This window comes from Variovorax sp. FW301-JW7 (assembly GCF_058788795.1).
Map to the genome: position 1 here is coordinate 697,190 of NZ_JBYTBC010000001.1, position 20,346 is coordinate 717,535.

Consider the following 20,346-nt stretch of genomic DNA (forward strand, 5'->3'; position numbering starts at 1 on the left):
CCGTGTCGACTGCGCTGCACGAACGCGCCGGCCACGTGCTGGCCATCACGGCGCGCGCCTGGGGTGTCGTGTCTGCGGCGCGCCGCCTTCCTTTCCTGCTTGCCGTCTGAACGGGCAAGCCAACGAACGATCGAGAGTTTCCGATGCAGATCTTCTGGTTCCTCCCCACGCACGGCGACAGCCGTTACCTCGGCACGAGCGAAGGCGCACGCGCCGTCGACCTGCCGTACCTGCAGCAGATCGCCGGCGCGGCCGACCACCTCGGCTACGAAGGCGTGCTGATTCCCACCGGCCGCTCCTGCGAAGACCCGTGGGTGATCGCCTCCAGCCTGATCGGCGCGACGAAGAAGCTCAAGTTTCTGGTGGCGGTGCGCCCGGGCCTGCACCAGCCCAGCCTGGCCGCGCGCATGGCCGCGACCTTCGACCGGCTCTCGGGCGGGCGCCTGCTCGTGAACCTCGTCACCGGCGGCGACCAGGCCGAGCTGGAAGGCGACGGCGTGTACCTCGACCACGCGGCGCGCTACGAGCAGTCGGCCGAGTTCATCCGCATCTGGCGCGAGATCATCGCGCGCAGCCACGAGACCGGCACCTACGACTACGAAGGCAAGCACCTGAGCGTGAAGGGCGCGCGGCTGCTGTTTCCGCCGGTACAGAAGCCCTATCCGCCCGTGTGGTTCGGTGGCTCTTCTGCGGCGGCGCATGACCTCGCGGCCGAGCAGGTCGATGCCTACCTGACCTGGGGCGAGCCGCCCGCGGAAGTGTCGAAGAAGATCGCCGACGTGCGCGCCCGCGCCGAACGCCAGGGCCGCAGCGTGCAGTTCGGCATCCGCCTGCACGTGATCGTGCGCGAGACCGAGGACGCCGCCTGGAAAGCCGCCGAAGAACTCATCAGCCGCGTCGACGACGAAACCGTCACGCGCGCCCAGGCCGCTTTTGCGCGCATGGATTCCGAAGGCCAGCGCCGCATGGCCGCGCTGCATGCCGGCGGCGCCAAGCGCGGGCGCGCCGACCTGGAGATCGCGCCCAACCTGTGGGCCGGCGTGGGCCTGGTGCGCGGTGGCGCGGGCACGGCGCTGGTCGGCGATGCCAAGACCGTGGCGGCGCGCATCGAGGAGTACGCGGCGCTGGGCATCGACAAGTTCATCTTCTCGGGCTACCCGCACCTCGAAGAGGCCTACCGCTTCGCCGAGCTGGTGTTCCCGCTGCTGTCGCGCAAGGCGAAGACGCAACTCGCGGGCGGCTCGCTGAGTGGCCCCTTCGGCGAGGTCGTCGCCAACCTCGACGCGCCGTCCCGACTCGTCTCGCAAAGCTGAGGACACGCATGACCGAACAAGTACAGGAACTGCCGGCCGTGGCGCCGGCATCGAACACCGCAGGGGACGCGGGCAGCGCGCTGCGAGGCTTCGGCCTCAACGTCGCGAAGCGGCTCATCCCGTGGCTGGTGCCGGTGGGGCTGATCGTCGTCTGGCAGATCGCCTCGTCGCTGGGCTGGCTCTCGACGCGCGTGCTGCCGGCGCCGCTCGACGTGGTCAAGGCCGCGTGGACGCTCACCGTGTCCGGCGAGCTCTGGACGCACGTGAAGGTGAGCGCGGGCCGTGCGCTCGCGGGGCTGGCCATCGGCGGCGGCGCGGGGCTGGCGCTGGGCCTGCTCACGGGCTCGGTGAAGTTCTTCGAGACGCTGCTCGACTCCACCATCCAGATGGTGCGCAACATCCCGGCGCTGGCGCTCATTCCGCTGGTGATCCTGTGGTTCGGCATTGATGAATCGGCCAAGCTCTTCCTGATCTCGGTGTCGGTGTTCTTCCCGATCTACCTGAACACCTTCCACGGCATCCGCAACGTCGATCCGCAGCTCATCGAGATGGGGCGCACCTACGGCCTGTCGCGCTGGCAGCTGTACCGCGAGGTGATCCTGCCGGGTGCGCTGTCGTCGATCCTGGTGGGCCTGCGTTTCTCGCTGGGCCTGATGTGGGTGATCCTCATCGTGGCCGAGACCATCTCGGCGCAGGCCGGCATCGGCTACCTCACGATGAACGCCCGCGAATTCCTGCAGACCGACATCGTGCTGGTGGGCATCCTGCTGTACGCGCTGCTCGGCAAGCTGGCCGACCTGTTCGCGCGCGGCCTGGAGCAGTGGTGGCTGCGCTGGCACCCGGGCTACCAGAAGAAGCCGGCGAAGTGAGGGCAGGGCACATGAACCACCTCATCAATCGCCGTACCGCCATTGCGACGCTGGGTGCGCTCAGCGCAGGTGCCGTGCTGGCACAGCAACAACGGCCCGCCACGGTGCGGCTCGGCTACCAGAAGTCGTCCACGCTGATCGCACTGCTGAAGGTGCAGGGCACGCTCGAGAAGCAGCTCGCGCCGCTCAACGTTTCGCTGAGCTGGCACGAGTTCACCAGCGGCCTGCCGCTGCTCGAGGCGCTGAACCTCGACAACCTCGACATCAGCGCCGACGTCGCCGACACCGTGCCCGTGTTTGCACAAGCGGCCGGCGCCGACCTGACCTTTCTGGCGCAGGAAGCACCGTCGCCGGCCGCGCAGGCCATCGTCGTGCGCGACGAGTCACCGCTCAGGACCGTGGCCGATCTCAAGGGCAAGAAGGTCGGTTTCGCGAAGGCAGCCGGCGCGCACTACCTGCTGATTGCCGCGCTCGAAAAGGCCGGCCTGTCGTTCAAGGACATCGAGCCCGCGTACCTCACGCCCGCCGACGGCCGCGCCGCCTTCGAGAAGGGCGCCATCGACGCCTGGGTCGTGTGGGACCCGTTCCTGGCCGCCGCCCAGCGCCAGTCGAAGGTGCGCATCCTGGCCGACGGCGCGGGCATCGCGTCGTACCAGCGCTACTACCTGGCGAGCACCAAGTTCGCGAAGGCGCGGCCCGACGTGCTGCGCGTGGTCTACGCCGAGCTGGAGAAGACTGGCAAGTGGGTCAAGCAGCACCCGAAGGAGGCTGCGGCCCTGCTCGCGCCCGTGTGGGGGCTCGACGCCCCGACCATCGAGCAGGCCAACAGCCGCCGCAGCTACGCGGTGCGGCCGGTGGTGGCCGGCGGGCTGGCCGAACAACAGCGCATCGCCGATGCCTTCTTCGCCGAGAAGCTGCTGCCCAGAAAAATCGATGCGCTGAACGTGGCGCTGTTCAACCCCGGGGCCTGAATTCATGAGTGCCGTTCTCAAAGACATCCAACCCCAAGCCATCGCTGGCGGCGTGCGCCTCGAGGCGCGTGGCCTGCACAAGCGCTATGGCGCGCGCGAGGTGCTGCGCAACACGCAGCTGACCATCGAGCCGGGCCAGTTCATCGCCATCGTGGGGCGCAGCGGCTGCGGCAAGAGCACGCTGCTGCGGCTCATCGCGGGCCTCGAAGAAGCCACGTCCGGTGGCCTCTACACCGACGGCAAGGCCGTGAGCGGCCTGCACGACGACACCCGCATCATGTTCCAGGAGGCGCGCCTGCTGCCCTGGCGCCGCGTGCTCGACAACGTGACGCTGGGCCTGCCGAACGATGCCAAGGCGCGCGGCAAGGAAGTGCTGGCGCAGGTCGGCCTGGCCGACCGCGAGAACGAATGGCCGGCGCGCCTGTCGGGCGGGCAGCGCCAGCGCGTGGCCCTGGCGCGTGCGCTGGTACACCACCCGCGCCTGCTGCTGCTCGACGAGCCGCTGGGCGCGCTCGACGCGCTCACGCGCATCGAGATGCATCGCCTCATCGAGAACCTGTGGCAGCGCCACCGCTTCACCGCGCTGCTGGTGACGCACGACGTGCAGGAAGCCGTGGCGCTGGCCGACCGCGTGATCCTCATCGAGGACGGCCGCATCGCGCTCGACGAGAACATTGCGCTGGCCCGTCCGCGCTCGCAGGGCGACCCGGCCTTTGCCGCGATCGAAAAACGAATCCTCGACCGGGTGCTGCAGAAGTCCGAAGAGACCGATGTGGAAAGCACCGATGCCAGCTGGCTCACGCCTCAGGCCCACGCCCTGCGCTGGGCGATCTGAGTCGTTTCATCCATTCCCCCTTTGAAAGGCAGTCGCATGTCGCAGAACTGGAAATTCGAAACCCTGTCGGTCCACGCCGGCTACTCGCCCGAACCGACCACCCGCGCGGTCGCGCCGCCGATCTACCAGACCGTGGCTTACGCCTTCGACAGCGCGCAGCACGGCGCCGACCTGTTCGATCTGAAGGTGCCGGGCAACATCTACACCCGCATCAACAACCCGACGCAGGACGTGCTGGAGCAGCGCGTGGCCGCGCTCGAAGGCGGCATCGCGGCGCTGGCGCTGGCCTCGGGGCAAGCGGCCGTGACCTACGCGATCCAGACCATCGCCGAGGCCGGTGACAACATCATCAGCAGCACCGCGCTGTACGGCGGCACCTACAACCTGTTCGCGCACACGCTGCCGCAGTTCGGCATCACGACGCGCTTCGCGGACCACCGCGACCCGAGCAGTTTCGAGAAGCTGTTCGACGAGCGCACCAAGGCGGTGTTCGTCGAGTCGCTGGGCAACCCGGCGGGCAACGTGACCGACATCGCGGCCATCGCCGAGATCGCGCACCGCCACGGCGTGCCGCTCATCGTCGACAACACCGTGCCCTCGCCGTACCTGAGCCGGCCCATCGAGCACGGCGCCGACATCGTGGTGCACTCGCTCACCAAGTACCTGGGCGGCCACGGCACCAGCATCGGCGGCGCCATCGTCGATTCGGGCAAGTTCCCGTGGGCCGAGCACAAGGAGCGCTACAAGCGCCTGAACGAACCCGACGTGAGCTACCACGGCGTGGTCTACACCGAGGCGCTGGGCCCGGCCGCCTACATCGGCCGTGCGCGCGTGGTGCCGCTGCGCAACACGGGCGCGGCCATCTCGCCGTTCAACGCCTTCCTGATCCTGCAGGGCATCGAGACGCTGGCGCTGCGCATGGACCGCATCAGCAGCAACGCGCTGGCGGTGGCGCAGCATCTGAAGCAGAGCAAGGCCGTCAATTGGGTGAACTACGCCGCGCTCGAGGACCATGCCGACTACCCGCTGGCGAAGAAGTACTTCGGCGGCAAGTCCAGCGGCGTGCTGACCTTCGGCATCGGCGCGGGTCGCGAGGGTGGGGCGAAGTTCCTCGATGCGCTGAAGCTCTTCACGCGCCTCGTGAACATCGGCGACGTGCGCTCGCTGGCCACGCACCCCGCATCGACCACGCACCGCCAGCTGTCGCCCGAAGAGCTGGCCCGCGCCGGCGTCACGGAAGACACCGTGCGCCTGTCGGTGGGCATCGAGCACATCGACGATCTAATCGCCGACCTCGACCAGGCGCTGGCCGCTGCGTCGAAATGACACACCGTTCCAAGCCATGACCACACTGCAAGCCATCCCTGACGCCGCGCTGGACCAGCTGTTCCGAAAGGCGCGCACCGTGCACGCCTTCAAGCCGGTGCCCGTGACCGACGCGCTGATCCGCCAGCTCTACGAGCTCGTGAAGTGGGGCCCGACCGCCTACAACGCCCAGCCCGCGCGCTACGTGTTCGTGCGCAGCGAAGAGGGCAAGGCGAAGCTGAAGCCGGCCGTGTCGGCGGGCAACACCGCGCAGACGCTGCAGGCCGGCGTGACGGTGATCGTGGCGCACGACACGCGCTTCTACGAGCACCTGCCCACGCAGTTCCCGGCCTACGACGCCAAGCCCTTCTTCGAGAAGAGCGCCGAAGCCGCGCAGGCCACGGCCTTTCGCAACAGCAGCCTGCAGGGCGCCTACCTGATCCTGGCGGCGCGTTCGCTCGGGCTCGATGCGGGGCCGCAGTCGGGCTTCAACGCCGACCTGGTCGACAAGGCCTTCTTCCCCGACGGCCGCTATCGCGCGAACTTCCTCGTCAACCTCGGCGTGGCCGACCACGCCGGCACTTTCGAACGCGGGCCCCGGCTGGCGTTCGACGACGTGGCCGAGATCGTCTGACCGCCGGCCGTTTTCACTCACAACCCCTGTCAACCCTGAAAGAGAAATCACCATGTCCATCCAAGCCATCAACGTCCGCAACCAGTTCAAGGGCAAGGTCCGCGAGATCATCCGCGGCGACGTCGTCTCCGAAGTCGATGTCGAAACCGCCTGGGGCATCGTCACCTCCGTCATCACCACGCGCTCGGTCGACGAGCTGCAGCTGAAGGTGGGCTCCGACGTGGTCGCACTCGTGAAGTCGACCGAAGTTTCGATCGCCAAGCTCTGACGGACCCTCGGGCTTTGCGATTCCCCGGTGCTGTCTTGGTGCCGGGGTTTTTCGTTTCAACGCTGCTGGTTTGGAGCGTGTGCGCAGGACGCCGAGCGCGCCCTGAAGCAGCGCCCCATAGATCACAAGGTTGTTAAGAATCGACTTTTGAGTCGTTTGACCTTGGCCTTCGCACTCCTACAGTGGTGGTTATCGCCATCAAGGAAGATGGAATGACCAACGTACAACAGGAGCCGAACCGCATGTCCGTGGAAGTTGAAGATGTCATCGCCTTGCCGCCCGCCCTCGAACAGGCGCGCGCGCAAGCCATCGAAAAGAACTGGCCCTACGCCGGCGGCGTGACGCCCCCCGTGGCCTGGCAGCTGGTGCAGGACGGCCACGCCCTGCTCGTGGACGTGCGCTCCGGCGAAGAACGCAAGTTCGTCGGCCACGTGCCCGACAGCCTGCACGTGGCCTGGGCCACGGGCACCGCGCTCACCCGCAACCCGCGCTTCGTGCGCGAGCTCGAAGCCAAGGTGGCGAAGGACGGCGGCAAGGAGGCCGTGGTGCTCCTGCTGTGCCGCAGCGGCAAGCGCTCGGCGCTGGCGGCCGAAGCCGCGGCCAAGGCTGGCTTCACGCAGGTGTTCAACGTGCTCGAAGGCTTCGAGGGCGAGATCGATGCGCGGCAGCATCGCGGCGGGTCCGACGGCTGGCGCTTCCATGGCCTGCCGTGGGTGCAGGACTGAACCCCCATCGATAGAAACACACGGGAGGAAAAAACACATGGCTCAATTCGAAGTGAGTGACATCGTGCGCGCACTGCACGAGGTGCGCGACGAGTGGCGCGATTCGCAGCGCCGCTCGCGCGAGCCCGGTGCGCGCGAGTTTCCGTCGCGCGATGCGCTGGCGCAGATCGTCGAGTCGCTCAAGGGCGCGCTCTTTCCGATGCGGCTGGGACCGCCGGACCTGCGTCACGAGAGCGAGGATTTCTACGTGGGCCACACGCTCGACGCCGCCTTGCAGGCACTGCTGGTGCAGGCCCGGCTCGAGCTGAACTTCAACGCACGGCTGGCGCCGCGCCCCGCGAGCGAGATCGACGCTGCGGCCACTGAAGCGGTGCGGCAGTTCGCGAACGCGCTGCCGGGCCTGCGCCGGCTGCTCGACAGCGACGTGCTCGCGGCCTACCAGGGCGACCCGGCCGCGCGCAGCGTCGACGAGGTGCTGCTGTGCTATCCGGGCGTGCTCGCGATGATCCATCACCGCCTCGCGTACCGGCTCTACGAGCTCGGCCTGCCGCTGCTCGCGCGCATCGTGGCCGAACTGGCGCATGCGCAGACCGGCATCGACATCCACCCGGGCGCGACGATCGATGCGGGCTTCTTCATGGACCACGGCACGGGCGTCGTGATCGGCGAGACGGCCGTCATCGGCAAGCGCGTGCGGCTGTACCAGGCCGTCACGCTCGGCGCCAAGCGCTTCCCCACCGACGCCGAAGGCAACCTGCAGAAGGGCCTGCCGCGCCACCCGGTGGTGGAGGACGACGTGATCATCTACGCGGGCGCCACCATCCTGGGCCGCGTGACGCTGGGCAAGGGCGCGGTCATCGGCGGCAACGTGTGGATCACCGACGACGTGAAGCCCGGTGCCAGCGTCACGCAGGCCAGCCTGCAGAACAACAGCGCACCGAAGGCGGGCGGCGTATGAAAGCCTTCGTCGAAGACTTCGGCGTCACCGTGCGCCAGCTGCGCGAAGGGCAGGGCTGGTCGCAGGAAGAGCTGGCCGAGCGTTCCGATCTGAACCGCTCGTACGTGGGCGAGATCGAGCGCGGGCGCGTGATCCCGTCGATCGTCACGGCGCAGAAGCTGGCCACTGCGCTGGGCATCAACATCGTCAACCTGCTCGCGCGTTGCGAGCAACTGGAGCAGTCGCGCCTTGCACGGCGGATCAACTTGGCGGCTATAGCCTGTTGAGGGGAAACCCGTGGTCGCCAGACACTGGCGATCACTTTTTCCTCAACCCACGGAGCCTTGATCCATGAGTGCAACAGTCGGTGGTACCACCGCCCTTGGCGACAACGCCGCCCGCCAGCTAGCCAACGCCACCAAGACCGTTCCCCAACTCGAGACCATCAGCCCGCGCTGGCTGACGCACCTGCTGCAATGGGTGCCTGTCGAGGCGGGCATCTACCGCGTCAACAAGGTCAAGAATCCCGAGTCGATCAAGGTCACCTGCACCTCGCGCGAAGAAGAGAACCAGCTGCCGCGCACCTTCGTCGACTACGAAGAGAACCCGCGCGAGCACTACCTCAATGCCGTGAGCACCGTGCTCGACGTGCACACCCGCATCTCCGACCTGTACAGCAGCCCGCACGACCAGATCAAGGAGCAGCTGCGTCTGACGATCGAGACGATCAAGGAGAACCAGGAGAGCGAGCTCATCAACAACCCCGACTACGGCCTGCTGGCGCAGGTGAGCGAAGAGCAGCGCATCTTCCCGCTGACCGGCGCGCCCACGCCCGACGACCTGGACGAGCTGCTGACCAAGGTGTGGAAGGAGCCCGCGTTCTTCCTCACGCATCCGCTGGCCATTGCCGCGTTCGGGCGTGAAGCCACGCGCCGCGGCACGCCACCGCCCACGGTGAGCCTGTTCGGTTCGCAGTTCATCACCTGGCGCGGCATTCCGCTGATTCCGTCGAACAAGGTGCCGGTGGCCGACGGCAAGAGCAAGATCCTGCTGCTGCGCGTGGGCGACAAGCGCCAGGGCGTGGTGGGGCTGTTCCAGCCGGGCCTGTCGGGCGAGCAGAGCCCGGGGCTGTCGGTGCGCTTCATGGGCATCAACAACCACGCGATCGCGTCGTACCTGATCTCGCTGTACTGCTCGCTCGCGGTGCTGACCACCGACGCGCTGGCCGTGCTCGACGACGTCGAGATCGGCAAGTACCACGACTATCCCGACACCTACAAGTAAGCCGCGGTGAGCAGCACACCCACGTTCCCGGGCGAGGCGCCGTTCGATCCGGCCGTTCTCGCGCGCATGGCCAGCGCCATGTTCTCCGCGCCGCCGGGCGCGCAGTTTCCCGCCAACATCGCACCGCCGGGCTCGCCGCTGGTGAGCCCCGCCGGCTTCGGGCCGAGCGTGCCGGGCACACCGATCCCGCAGGGACAGATTCCGGGCGCCAATGTGCTGCCCGCATCGCCCACGCAGCTGCCGTCGCTCGCGAACCGCGCGCCGGCGCTGCTGCCGCATGCGGTGGCGGGCAATGGCGTGCCGGACACGGTGCTGTCGGTGGCGCCGGCCTTCGAGCCGCGCTCGGGCGGCGTGGTGCAGGGCGTGCCGCAGCAGGTGGGGGCGCCTGCGTCGCCGCAGGCAGCGTCAGCCTCGCCGTTCTATTTCCTGAACCACAGCTACGGGCATCCGGTGGCCAGCTCCAGCGATGGCTTCGCGATCCACGATCCGTTCGCGGGCCTTGCCGCGCCGACGGCACAGCCTGCATTGCCGCCGAGCCCGCCTTCGGCGCCGGCCGGACGCGACGCGCAGTTCTACTTTGTCGATACGGTGCGCCTGCCCAACGGCTTCGTCACGCCGGCCAAGCCCGATCCGCGCGGCCCCGACGCGGTGCCGCTGGCCGGCAGTGGCCAGCATCCGCCGTTCGACGTACACGCCGTGCGCCGCGACTTCCCGATCCTGCAGGAGCGCGTCAACGGCAAGCAGCTCGTGTGGTTCGACAACGCCGCCACCACGCACAAGCCGCAGTCGGTCATCGACCGCATCGCGTACTTCTACGCACACGAGAACTCGAACATCCACCGCGCGGCGCATGAACTCGCTGCGCGTGCCACCGATGCCTATGAAGGTGCGCGCGAACGCGTGCGCAAGTTCATCAACGCGCCCGAAGTCGAAGAAGTGATCTTCGTGCGCGGCACCACCGAGGCCATCAACCTCGTGGCCAAGAGCTGGGGCGGCCAGCACGTGGGCGAGGGCGACGAGATCATCGTGTCGAACCTCGAGCACCACGCCAACATCGTGCCGTGGCAGCAGCTCGCCGCCGCCAAGGGCGCGAAGCTGCGCGTGATCCCGGTGGACGATTCGGGGCAGGTGCTGCTCGACGAGTACCGCAAGCTGCTGAGCGACCGCACGAAGATCGTCGCGGTCACGCAGGTCTCGAACGCGCTGGGCACCGTGGTGCCGGTGAAGGAGATCGTCGAGCTGGCACACCGCGCAGGCGCCAAGGCGCTGGTCGATGGCGCGCAGTCGGTCTCGCACATGCGCGTCGACGTGCAGGACATCGGCGCCGACTTCTTCGTGTTCTCCGGCCACAAGGTGTTCGGCCCGACCGGCATCGGCGTGGTGTGGGGCAAGCGCGAGGTGCTCGAGGACATGCCCCCGTGGCAGGGCGGCGGCAACATGATTGCCGACGTGACCTTCGAGAAGACCGTGTTCCAGCCGATCCCGAACAAGTTCGAGGCCGGCACCGGCAACATCGCCGATGCCGTGGGCCTGGGCGCGGCCATCGACTACGTGAACAAGGTCGGCATCGAGAACATCGCGCGCTACGAGCACGACCTGCTGGTGTACGGCATGGCCCAACTGGGCGCGATTCCCGGCGTGCGGCTGATCGGCACGGCGGCCGACAAGGCCAGCGTGATGTCCTTCGTGCTCGACGGCTACACCACCGAAGAGGTGGGCCACGCGCTCAACGACGAAGGCATTGCGGTGCGCACGGGACACCACTGCGCGCAGCCGATCCTGCGGCGCTTCGGCGTCGAGACCACGGTGCGGCCGTCGCTGGCGTTCTACAACACCTTCGACGAGATCGATCGGCTGGTGACGGTGGTGCGGCGACTCGCCGGCCAGCGGCGCACGCGCTGAGCCGGCTCAGGGCTTCGATGCCAGGTGCTGCCTGAAGAAGGCGAGCACCTTGGCATTGAAGTCGGCGTGGAAGGCGACGCGATCGAAGCCGCCGGCATCGCTGCAGATCTCCGGCAAGGCCTTGGCCATGGCCGGCGCGCAGGGCGCCAGGAAGGCGAAGTGCGCGGTGCTCGCGGGCACGTACCAGTCCGGCGCGGAAGGCAGGTGGCGGCGAACCGCTTCGACATCGTCCAGCGTCACGCCGTCGCCGCCGCGCGCGGAGGCCCAGAGCTGGATGGGCACCGTGACCTGCTTCAGCCCTTCGGCATCGAAAAAACTCAACGGATCGACGATCACCGCCGCCTTGATGCGCGCATCGCGCACCGGCGGCGCGGGCAGTTCCTGGCGCTGGATCTGGCCGCAGAACGGAATCTTCGACGCCGGCGTGCAAGAGCGCAGGCCCAGCTTGAAGTCGGGCACCGCGCCCGTCGCGACGAGGCCGGTGTAGCCGCCGCGGGAGAAGCCGAAGAAGCCGACCTGGTCGGCGGCGATTTTTGTGTGGCCGGGCCACGTCTTGAGCATGTGATCCGCCAGCCGGCGCATGTCGATGGGCCGCGCGGCAAATGTCGAGAGATGGCCCCGGCGCTCCATGTCCTGGAAGTTGTCGTTCGGATGGTTGATGGCGGCGACCACGAAGCCCGCGTCGGCCAGCGCCGCCGCCGTGTCGTGGTGCCCGAGGAGCGAGCCGCCCGAGCCGTGCGACATCAGCACCAGCGGCAGGCCCGTGCCGGCAATGGGGCAGTCCTTGGTGGCCGAAATGGCGATCAGCCCGAACGCGATCTCGCCGGGGGTCGCCTCGCAAGGCGTCCACACCGCGCCACGCAAGGCCGGCCCGTCCTTGTCGGCCGGCACCTCGATGAAGCTGAACCCCGCGGCGTGACTCCATGCGGCAGACACACAGAGGGCGGCGAGCAGTGCAAGGCGATGCAGGGTCATGGCGCGCAAGGGGTCGAGGGCTGAAAAGGCCGCCAGTGTGCCGCCTCCGGCCCCGCGCCGCCAGCCCGTTTTGCGTCGTGCGATGCGGGCGCGCTATGCTCTGTCGCTGTCCATCACGCTGCTTGTCTTCGCATGTCCCAGCCTCAGGTTTCTTCTTCCGGTGCTCCTTCTTCTGTCAGCGATGCCTGCGATGTGTTCGTGATCGGCGGCGGCCCCGCGGGCTCGACCGTCGCGGCGCTGCTGGCGCAGCAGGGGCGAAGGGTGGTGCTGGTCGAGAAAGAGCACCACCCGCGTTTTCACATCGGCGAGTCGCTGCTGCCCGCGAACGTCGAGCTGTTCGACAAGCTCGGCGTGCGCGACCAGGTCGAGAAGATCGGCATGCCGAAGTTCGGCATCGAGTTCGTCTCGCCCGAGCACGAGCACCGCAGCTACGTGGAGTTCGCCGAAGGCTGGGACAAGTCGCTCGACTCCGCCTGGCAGGTGCGCCGCTCCGAGCTCGACGAGCTCTTGTTCCGCAACGCCGCCACGCGCGGCGCCCAGACCTTCGAAGGCTGCAAGGTGCGCGACGTGGCCTTCGACGCCGACGGCGCCACCGTGCAGGCCGTGATGGACGACGGCGCCAAGCGCAGCTGGCGCGCGCGCTTCGTGGTCGACGCCACGGGCCGCGACACGCTGCTGGCCAACAAATTCCGCTGCAAGCAGAAGAACCCCGATCACAACAGCACCGCGCTGTTCGGCCACTTCACGAATGCCGAGCGGCTCGAGGGCAAGAAGGAAGGCAACATCAGCATCTGCTGGTTTCCGCACGGCTGGTTCTGGTTCATTCCGCTGGCCGACGGCACGACCAGCGTGGGCGCGGTGTGCTGGCCCTACTACCTGAAGACGCGCGAAAAATCGCTGAAGGAATTCTTCTACGACACCATCGCGCTGTGCCCCGTGCTGGCCGACCGCCTGAAGAACGCCACCCTGGTCGACGACGCGGTGCACGCCACGGGCAACTTCTCGTACTCGAGCACGCACGCCACCGGCGACAACTACCTGCTGCTGGGCGACGCCTTCACCTTCATCGACCCGATGTTCTCCTCGGGCGTGTACCTGGCGATGCACAGCGCCTTCGACGGCGCCGAACTGGTGGCCACTGCACTCGACCAGCCGGCCGAACTGGCCCGCGCCCGCGAAGGCTTCGAGGCCATGATGCGCAAGGGCCCGCGCGAGTACTCGTGGTTCATCTACCGCGTGACCAACCCGACCATCCGCGACATGTTCATGTACCCCGGCAACCCGTTCAGGGTGAAGGAGGCGCTGATGTCGCTGCTGGCCGGCGACATCTACAAGGGCACGCCGATGTGGGGCGCGCTGCGCATGTTCAAGGTGCTGTATTACGGCATCTCCCTGGCCAACTTCCGACGCACCATGGCAGGGTGGAAGCAGCACCGCTTCAACATCCGCGACATGGGGGCGTTGAAGGGGGAGACGATCCAGAAGTTGGATTGAGGCTAGGCGCATGGCCGTGCGGGTGTCCCGAACCACCATTGGCGTGGCGCTGGTCGGCCTCGGGTTGCTCATGGCCGTCTGGAGCTACAACGGCTATGGCGATGCCCGCACCTGCGGCTATATGGCATTGACCTGCCTCTATCGCGCGCTGGCCTGGCACCTCGGTCTCCAGGGCATGGCGACGGTCGTGCTGTGGTGGGAGGTTTTTTCACCGCAGAAGAACACACGTCAGAAATGGGCTCGGTATGCGTTGGCCATGGGCGCCACGCTGGTCCTGCTGTTTCCGGCGCTGGTGCTCGCGTCCGTGTTCCTGCTGTAGGCGCTACCAGCCCCGCAGGTCTTCGCGGCCGGTCGCCCAGGCTGTGCTCGACGCGCGCAGCGTGGCCACGGCATGTGCCACCCCCAGCTGCGGACTGCTGAGCACATCGACCTTGAGGTCCGCCAGCAACCCCGTCACCGGCGCCATCGACGCCTGCGCCAGCACGATCACGTCGGTGCCATCGGCCGCGGCGCGGATCGATTCGGCCAGCGTGGCGACGTAGCGCGCGATGTCGCCGGACTGGAAGTGCACCCAGGCATCGTCGACCAGCAGCGTGCTGGCGCGGATGCCGACACCGGCTTGCCGCGCGGCTGAAAGCACGAGCGACAGGGTCGGGTCGATGGTGCTCTCGACGGCGCCGACGATCAGCACGCGCGGGCCGTTGCGCACCGCGCGGTCGGCCATGGCGCGGTCGATGCGCAGGGCGGCGAAGGCGCCGCCGGTGGCGGTCTTCTCGGCGATGCCGCCGATGGTCGAGCAGGTGCACACGACGACGGAGGCGCCGTCCGAGGCGGCGTCGCGCATGGCTTCGTGGACGCGCGCCACCAGGCCGGCGTGGTCGACGCCCAGGGTGCGCGCATCGGCGAGCAGCTCTTCCATCACCAGGTGCTGCACGCGCAGCTCGGGGGCGATCTCGCGGGCCAGGCTGCCGAAGGTCTGCACATGCACTTGCGCAGTATGGAGGAAGGCGAGCGTGTCGGCCATGGTGTTGCCGCCGTTCAATCGGCCTCGTGGGCGCGACGGAACTCGTAGGCCTTGAGGTGCACGTACGCCGTGCGCAGCACCGACGGTGTGGCCGAGGCGCTGCGCGGCGCGCGGGCCAGCAGGTCGCCCACGATGTGGTCGGCCTCGACGCGCGCGCCGCGGGCCATGTCCTTGTACATCGAGGCGGTCATGGGCGAGCCGGCGGTCGTGACCACCGCGCGGCCGCGCGTGACGGCGCCGGGCCGCGGGGCAAAGCCGTTGTGGGCGGCGATGGCGCAGCACTCGTCGAAGATCGCAAGCGCCACGTCCTCGCCGCCGGCCGCCACGATGTCGCCGATGGAGGCGTGCATCAGGCTTGTGAGGCCCGCGGCCGAGGCGATGAAGACCCACTTCTCCCACATGTCCTGCGCGATGGTCTCGCTCGCGGTGGCCGTGAAGTTCGCACCCGCGAACTGGGCTGCGATGGCGTCGATGCGTGGCGAGCGCCCGCCCGCGCGTTCGCCATAGCTCAGGCTGTGCATGTCGTTCAGGTGCTGCACGCGGCCCTCGTCGTCGAGGGTGGCGGAGATCATGCACAGGCCGCCGAGCACGCGCGCCTCGCCGAAGCGCGCGACCAGCCGGTCGATGTGGCCCAGGCCGTTGAGCAGAGGAAGGATGACGGTGTCGGGCCCGACGGCGGGCGCGAACGAATCCATGGTGGCGTCGAGGTCGTAGGCCTTGCAGCCGACCACGACCACGTCGTACGGGCCGCCGATCTGCTCGGCCAGCACGTGCTTCGGCGTGGGCAGGTCAAGGTCGCCGAAGGGGCTGCGCACCACGAGTCCGGTCGTGGCCAGCTGGGCCGCGCGGCCGGGACGCAGTAGAAAGGTCACATCGCGGCCTGCCGCGAGCAGGCGTGCGCCGAAGTAACCACCGAGTGCTCCCGCACCCACCATCAGGAATCGCATCGCGCGCTGCCTCCGAAGAAACTGAAGATCGGAAGCGATGATGCCCCGGATCGCGCGCGGGCGCCTCAGGGGTGTTGCGAGGTCGCCAACCGTTCGCGGGCAAAGGGCCGCAGGTCGAGGCCGTGCGCGCTCTCGCGGCCCAGCACGCGGTCGGCGATGGCGTCGCCCAGCCCGGCCGAGTGCTTGAAGCCGTGGCCCGAGCAGGCCGAGACGATCAGCACATTCGGCAGGCCGTCGAGCGCGTCGATCACGAAGCGGCGGTCGGGCGTGACGGTGTACATGCAGGCGCGGGCCTTGAGTGCTTGTCCCGCGATCTGCGGAAAGCGTCCGGCCACGCGGTCGCGGTACATGGCGGCGCTTTCCTCGGCGCTCACCTCGCGGTCGAGCGCGTCGGGCGTGGTGGCGTCGACGTACTGCTCGGTGGCGACCTTCAGCGCGGGTTGCGACGCGTCGGAGGCCGGAAAGCCGTACATGTAGTCTTCCTGCGCGTCGCCGAACATCCAGATGAAGATCGGGAAGCGCCCGGGCGCGAAGTCGGCCGCGGCGGTGGGGCCGGTGTCGAACCAGTGCATCACCTGGCGGTGCACCGAGAAGTGCGCCTGCCAGTCGGTGCGCGCCTGCCGGCCAAGGAATTCGGGCAGCCAGGCGCCGGCCGCGACCACCACCTGGTCGGCGGTGAAGCTCGCGGTCTCGGTGCGCACGCGCACGGTGTCGCCGTTGCCCACGGGCTCGACGCCCAGCACGCGCTCGCCGGTGCGGGTCTGTGCGCCGTCGGCGCGGGCCACGGCGAGCTGGGCGGCGATGGCGTCTTCGGGGCGCACGAAGCCGGCGTCGCGCTCGAGGTACCCGATCTCGTCGCCCTGCAGGTGGAACTGCGGGTAGCGCGCGCGGATGCCGGCCGCGTCGAGCACCTCGTGCGCGATGTCGAAGCGCTCGGCGCAGGCGATGGTGCGGCGCACGAAGTCGGACTTGCCGTGGTGTTCGGCCACGCGGTCGCGTGGCGCGAGGATGAGGCCGCCGGTGGTGGTCATCAGCGGGCGACCGGTGCGTGCCTCGAGCTCGCGCCAGATGGCGTGCGAGCGGTGCACCAGCGGCACGTACTCGTCGCCTTCGCCAACGGCCAGCCGCGTGATGCGCGAGTCGCCGTGCGAGGAGCCGCGGTCGTGCGGCGGTGCGAACTGGTCGATGCCGAGCACGCGCGCGCCGCGTTGCGAGAGCTGGTAGAGGGTGGCCGCGCCGAGGGCGCCCAGGCCGATGACGATCGCGTCGTAATGAGTAGGGGAACGGGTCACGGGGCGAGAGGTTTCGTCGTCACACAAGGTTCAGGTCGAGAAACGCATCCTTCACCGCGATGGGCTGGGGAATGAGCTTCAGCTGCGCAAACACGTCGGCCAGGCCCTGCTGTTCGCGAGCGATGGCGGGCGTGAGCGCCACGACGCCATAGTGCCGCCGTTCGGTCGCCAGCGCCAGCACCTTGGGCTCGACCTTCAGCTGCGGCGCGAGCGTGGCCACCACGTCGCCGGGGTGGGCCTGCGCCCAGTCGTTGGCCTTGCGCAGCTCGGCGAACACGGTGCGCAACGTGTCGGCGTTGGCGCGCGCGAAGGCGGGCTGCGCGAAGTGGTAGGTGCGGTTGCCGCTCAGGCCGGTGCCGTCGAACAGCAGGCGCGATTCGGTCGCCACCTGCGCGCCGGCCAGGAACGGGTCCCACAGGCCGATGGCCGCGACGCTGCCCGACTGGTAGGCGGCCACGGTGTCGGAGGCCGTGACGATGTAGACCGGCTCGATGTCTTCGTAGCGCAGGCCGGCCGCTTCGAGCGCGCGGATCAGCACGTACTGCGTGTTGTAGCCGCGGCCGGTGACGACCTTCTTGCCCTTGAGGTCGCGCACGTTGCGGATCGGCGAGTCGCGCGGCACCAGGAAGCCGACGCCGCCGGGGTAGGGGCTTTCGGCCGCGAGGTAGACCAGGCCCTTGCCGCTGGCCTGCTGGAACACGCCGATGCCGTCGGAGGCGTGGCCGAAGTCGATGGCGCCGGCCGCCAGTGCTTCCGACAGCTGGCTGCCGCCGAGGAACTCGCGCCACTCGACGCTCACGCCGGCCGGTGCGAGCGCCTTCTCGAGCTGGCCCGTGCCCTTGAGGATGTTGAGCGTGTTGAACTTCTGGTAGCCGATGCGCAGCGTGCGGGCGCGCGTCTGGGCAAACAGCGGGGCCGAGGCGGCCACGGCGGCGGCGCCGACGCCGGCGCGAAGCAGGAGGCGCCGGGAGACGGCGGGCGAGGAAGAGCGTGGGAAGTGCATGGGAAGAGCGGGGCCGCGTCGCGCAGCCGAAGAAGAAAAAAGCAGTCAGTCGAAAGGCAGAGGCTGGCCACTCTAGGGACCGACGCTGTCTCGCGCCACGAAGCTTTTGTCATTTGTTCATGCGCAACTCATCGCTGCATATGCAAGCGGGAATTGCTTCGTTGGCGCCGCACGCAGCGCTGCCTAGAGTCGCGCTCTCCTTTTCCACTTCCAGCGAAGCGCAGGCATGACCCGCAACACCCACTCTTTCACCGTGACCAGCCTGGCCCTGGCAATCGGCGCTCTCACCACCCTGGGCAACATCGCCTGGGCCGACAAGCTCGACGACATCCGCAAGGCCGGCGTGCTGCGCGTGGCCGCGTTCGACGGCAACCCGCCCTTCGGCTACATCGACCCGGCCAGCAAGAAGCAGGTGGGCCATGACATCGACCTGGCGACCGAGTTCGCGAAGAGCCTGGGCGTGAAGATCGAACTGGTGCCGACCAACCCGGCCAACCGCATCCCGCTGCTCACCTCGGGCAAGGCGGACGTGGTGTTCGCCAGCTTCACCATCACCGACGAGCGCGCCAAGGCGGTGGACTTCACCACGCCGTACTTCCTGGTCGGCCAGCAGTTCCTGGCGAAGAAGGGCGTGCTGAAGGAGGCCGCGCAGATCAAGGACATCCGCATCGGCACCGAGAAGGGCACGACGATGGAGTCGAACCTGCGCAAGAACTACCCCGACGCCAAGGTCGTGCTCTACGACGATTCACCGTTTGCGCTGGCCGCGCTGCGCAACGGCAACGTGCAGGCCATCACCAACGACGGCGTGAAGCTCACGGCGCAGTGGAACGCGATTCCCGACAAGGAGAAGTACGAGATCCCGGCGATCACGGTGTCGAAGGAATACCTCGGCGCGGCCGTGGCCAAGGGCGAGACGCGCCTGCTCGAGACGCTCAACGCCTGGCTGGTCGATAGCGAGAAGAACGGCCGCGCCGTGGCGATCTACGACACCTGGTTCGGCCCGAACAGCAAGGCGCCGCTGCCGCGCCTGCTGAAGATCGGCGACCAGCGCGTGGCCGCCAACTGAGGGGGCACGCAACGACCGGATCGATGCGGCCTTGAGCGATTTCCTGCGCGAGCACCTGCTCGCGCCCCATTACCTCGGCTGGCTGCTCGACGGCTGGCTCGTGACCGTGGGCGCCTCGCTGCTGGTGGCGGCGGGCGCCACGCTGCTGGGTGTCGTCGTGGCGGCGGGGCGCTCGTCGAGCCGGCCCGCGTGGCTGCGTGCGAGCGGGGCGTACGTCTCGCTGTTTCGCAACACGCCGCTGCTGGTGCAGCTCTTCTTCTGGTACTTCGGCGCGCCCAGTTTGCTGCCCGAGGCGCTGCGCGAAGGGCTGCTGGCGGGGCGCTTCATTTCCTTCGAGCTTCTGTCGGCGCTGCTCGGCCTCACGCTGTATGCGGCGGCCTACGTGGGCGAGGACATCCGCTCGGGCATCCGCGGCGTGCCCGCGGGGCAGACGCTGGCGGCGCAGGCGCTGGGCTTCACGCGCGCGCAGGTGCTGGCGCAGGTGGTGCTGCCGCAGGCGCTGCGCATCGCGTTGCCGCCGCTGCTGGGTCAGTACATGAACATCGTCAAGAACACCTCGCTCGCGATGGCCGTGGGGCTGGTCGAGCTGTCGTACGCCTCGCGCCAGGTCGAGGCGGAAACCTTCAAGACCTTCCAGGCTTTCGGCGTGGCGACGCTGCTCTACATCGTGACCATCGGCGCGATCGAGCTGCTGGCAGCGTGGGCTGCGCGTCGGCAGTCAGCGGTGCCGGGGAGGGCGGCTGCATGAGCGATGCATTGCACATGCTGTGGGACAGCCTGCCGTACTTGCTGTGGGGCGCCTTTCCGCAGGGCGAGCTGGGTGGCGCGGCGCTCACGGTGCTGCTCAGTGCCGGCTCGGGCATCGCGTCGGCGCTGCTGGGGCTGGCGTGGGGCAGCGGGCTGGCCATGGCGCGGGGGCCGCTCAAGCGCGTGCTGACGCTGGGGCTGGCCTTCCTGCGCGCGATCCCGGTGCTGATGCTGATCTTCTGGACCTACTTCCTGCTGCCGTTCGCGCTGGGCGTGAGCGTGCCGGGCGTGCTGTCGGTGATGTGCGCGCTGTCGCTGGTGGGCGGCGCCTACCTGGCGCACGCGGTGCATGCGGGCATCCGCGGCATCGGGGCGGGGCAGTGGGCGGCGGGGCTGTCGCTTGGGCTCACGCGCTGGGGCACGCTGCGCCACATCGTGCTGCCGCAGGCGCTGCGGATGATGCTGCCGTCGTTCGTCAACCAGTGGGTGACGCTGGTGAAAGACAGTTCGCTGGCCTACGTGGTGGGCGTGGGCGAGCTGTCGTTCGTGGCCTCGCAGGTGAACGCGCGCACCATGGTCTATCCGGCGGAGATCTTCGTGCTGGTGGGCGCGATCTACTGGCTGCTGTGCACCGGGCTCGACCGGCTGGCCCACGGGGTCGTGCGCCGCGCGCAGGCGGGTGCGCCGGTTGTCATGAACTTTTCTGGAAAAGGTCTTGAGCGCTTCGCATAATCGTCCCGGTCATTCCGACA

General features: G+C 68.6%; 22 protein-coding genes. 17 read left to right on the forward strand and 5 right to left on the reverse strand.

Annotation, left to right across the window (positions count from 1 at the left end; all coding sequences use genetic code 11):
- Positions 1–143 precede the first annotated feature (143 nt).
- The 12 genes from ssuD (at position 144) to AC3WQM_RS03145 (ending at position 11,043) form a co-directional block, all read left to right on the forward strand.
- Complete coding sequence (ssuD, locus tag AC3WQM_RS03090; RefSeq protein WP_492676900.1) at positions 144–1,313, forward strand: FMNH2-dependent alkanesulfonate monooxygenase; 1,170 nt, start codon at positions 144–146, stop codon at positions 1,311–1,313.
- Positions 1,314–1,321: 8 nt separating this feature from the next.
- A complete protein-coding gene (gene ssuC / locus AC3WQM_RS03095) occupies positions 1,322–2,182 on the forward strand; it encodes an aliphatic sulfonate ABC transporter permease SsuC (protein WP_062470015.1) in 861 nt (286 codons plus the stop codon).
- An 11-nt stretch (positions 2,183–2,193) separates the two neighbouring features.
- Positions 2,194–3,153: an aliphatic sulfonate ABC transporter substrate-binding protein gene (locus AC3WQM_RS03100; RefSeq protein ID WP_492676901.1), complete on the forward strand. Its 960-nt coding sequence runs from the start codon at positions 2,194–2,196 to the stop codon at positions 3,151–3,153.
- A 4-nt stretch (positions 3,154–3,157) separates the two neighbouring features.
- Positions 3,158–3,988, forward strand: a complete 831-nt coding sequence (locus AC3WQM_RS03105; protein WP_095745458.1) for an ATP-binding cassette domain-containing protein — start codon at positions 3,158–3,160, stop codon at positions 3,986–3,988.
- Positions 3,989–4,024: 36 nt separating this feature from the next.
- Positions 4,025–5,314: an O-acetylhomoserine aminocarboxypropyltransferase/cysteine synthase family protein gene (locus AC3WQM_RS03110; protein ID WP_492676902.1), complete on the forward strand. Its 1,290-nt coding sequence runs from the start codon at positions 4,025–4,027 to the stop codon at positions 5,312–5,314.
- Positions 5,315–5,330: 16 nt separating this feature from the next.
- Entirely contained in the window at positions 5,331–5,927 is a 597-nt protein-coding gene (locus AC3WQM_RS03115; RefSeq protein ID WP_492676903.1) for a malonic semialdehyde reductase, read from the forward strand.
- Positions 5,928–5,979: 52 nt separating this feature from the next.
- Entirely contained in the window at positions 5,980–6,195 is a 216-nt protein-coding gene (locus AC3WQM_RS03120) for a TOBE domain-containing protein (protein WP_007829250.1), read from the forward strand.
- Positions 6,196–6,437: 242 nt separating this feature from the next.
- Positions 6,438–6,920, forward strand: coding sequence for a rhodanese-like domain-containing protein (locus tag AC3WQM_RS03125; RefSeq protein ID WP_062470259.1), 483 nt, complete (start codon positions 6,438–6,440; stop codon positions 6,918–6,920).
- A gap of 37 nt (positions 6,921–6,957) precedes the next feature.
- Positions 6,958–7,878 carry a serine O-acetyltransferase EpsC gene (gene epsC, locus AC3WQM_RS03130; RefSeq protein ID WP_492676904.1) on the forward strand — a complete coding sequence of 307 codons (921 nt, stop codon included), beginning with the start codon at positions 6,958–6,960 and terminating at the stop codon, positions 7,876–7,878.
- Positions 7,875–8,144 carry a helix-turn-helix domain-containing protein gene (locus AC3WQM_RS03135; RefSeq protein WP_062470032.1) on the forward strand — a complete coding sequence of 90 codons (270 nt, stop codon included), beginning with the start codon at positions 7,875–7,877 and terminating at the stop codon, positions 8,142–8,144. The genes epsC and AC3WQM_RS03135 overlap by 4 nt, the downstream gene beginning before the upstream one ends.
- Before the next feature lie 64 nt (positions 8,145–8,208).
- A complete protein-coding gene (locus AC3WQM_RS03140) occupies positions 8,209–9,141 on the forward strand; it encodes a family 2A encapsulin nanocompartment shell protein (RefSeq protein ID WP_042579703.1) in 933 nt (310 codons plus the stop codon).
- Positions 9,142–9,207: 66 nt separating this feature from the next.
- Positions 9,208–11,043, forward strand: coding sequence for a family 2A encapsulin nanocompartment cargo protein cysteine desulfurase (locus AC3WQM_RS03145; RefSeq protein ID WP_492677183.1), 1,836 nt, complete (start codon positions 9,208–9,210; stop codon positions 11,041–11,043).
- Between the two features lie 6 nt (positions 11,044–11,049).
- On the opposite strand, the gene AC3WQM_RS03150 is transcribed toward AC3WQM_RS03145, so the two are convergent.
- Positions 11,050–12,018, reverse strand: a complete 969-nt coding sequence (locus AC3WQM_RS03150; RefSeq protein WP_492676905.1) for an alpha/beta hydrolase family protein — start codon at positions 12,016–12,018, stop codon at positions 11,050–11,052.
- A 132-nt stretch (positions 12,019–12,150) separates the two neighbouring features.
- Between AC3WQM_RS03150 and AC3WQM_RS03155 the strand changes: the two genes are divergently transcribed.
- Both AC3WQM_RS03155 and AC3WQM_RS03160 read left to right on the forward strand, forming a co-directional pair.
- Entirely contained in the window at positions 12,151–13,512 is a 1,362-nt protein-coding gene (locus tag AC3WQM_RS03155) for an NAD(P)/FAD-dependent oxidoreductase (protein ID WP_492676906.1), read from the forward strand.
- A 10-nt stretch (positions 13,513–13,522) separates the two neighbouring features.
- Positions 13,523–13,831, forward strand: a complete 309-nt coding sequence (locus tag AC3WQM_RS03160) for a hypothetical protein (protein ID WP_492676907.1) — start codon at positions 13,523–13,525, stop codon at positions 13,829–13,831.
- A 3-nt stretch (positions 13,832–13,834) separates the two neighbouring features.
- Here the strand turns inward: AC3WQM_RS03160 and AC3WQM_RS03165 are convergent, their stop codons facing one another.
- From AC3WQM_RS03165 to AC3WQM_RS03180, 4 genes are all read right to left on the reverse strand, one after another.
- The gene (locus tag AC3WQM_RS03165; RefSeq protein WP_492676908.1) at positions 13,835–14,536 is read right to left on the reverse strand and encodes an aspartate/glutamate racemase family protein; all 702 of its coding nucleotides are present in this window, start codon (positions 14,534–14,536) and stop codon (positions 13,835–13,837) included.
- Positions 14,537–14,550: 14 nt separating this feature from the next.
- Positions 14,551–15,483, reverse strand: a complete 933-nt coding sequence (gene panE / locus AC3WQM_RS03170; protein WP_492676909.1) for a 2-dehydropantoate 2-reductase — start codon at positions 15,481–15,483, stop codon at positions 14,551–14,553.
- A gap of 65 nt (positions 15,484–15,548) precedes the next feature.
- Positions 15,549–16,775 (reverse strand): N-methyl-L-tryptophan oxidase, encoded by a 1,227-nt coding sequence (gene solA, locus AC3WQM_RS03175; protein WP_492676910.1) that lies wholly within the window; start codon positions 16,773–16,775, stop codon positions 15,549–15,551.
- 19 nt (positions 16,776–16,794) lie between these two features.
- Entirely contained in the window at positions 16,795–17,778 is a 984-nt protein-coding gene (locus AC3WQM_RS03180) for an aliphatic sulfonate ABC transporter substrate-binding protein (RefSeq protein ID WP_492676911.1), read from the reverse strand.
- A 226-nt stretch (positions 17,779–18,004) separates the two neighbouring features.
- On the opposite strand from AC3WQM_RS03180, the gene AC3WQM_RS03185 reads away from it, so the two are divergent.
- From AC3WQM_RS03185 to AC3WQM_RS03195, 3 genes are read left to right on the forward strand one after another with little or no spacing between them, the layout of a single operon-like run.
- Complete coding sequence (locus tag AC3WQM_RS03185; RefSeq protein ID WP_492676912.1) at positions 18,005–18,847, forward strand: transporter substrate-binding domain-containing protein; 843 nt, start codon at positions 18,005–18,007, stop codon at positions 18,845–18,847.
- Positions 18,848–18,878: 31 nt separating this feature from the next.
- Complete coding sequence (locus tag AC3WQM_RS03190; protein WP_492676913.1) at positions 18,879–19,595, forward strand: amino acid ABC transporter permease; 717 nt, start codon at positions 18,879–18,881, stop codon at positions 19,593–19,595.
- Positions 19,592–20,326, forward strand: a complete 735-nt coding sequence (locus AC3WQM_RS03195; protein WP_492676914.1) for an amino acid ABC transporter permease — start codon at positions 19,592–19,594, stop codon at positions 20,324–20,326. Before AC3WQM_RS03190 ends, AC3WQM_RS03195 begins: the two co-directional genes overlap by 4 nt.
- The last annotated feature ends 20 nt before the right edge of the window (positions 20,327–20,346 follow it).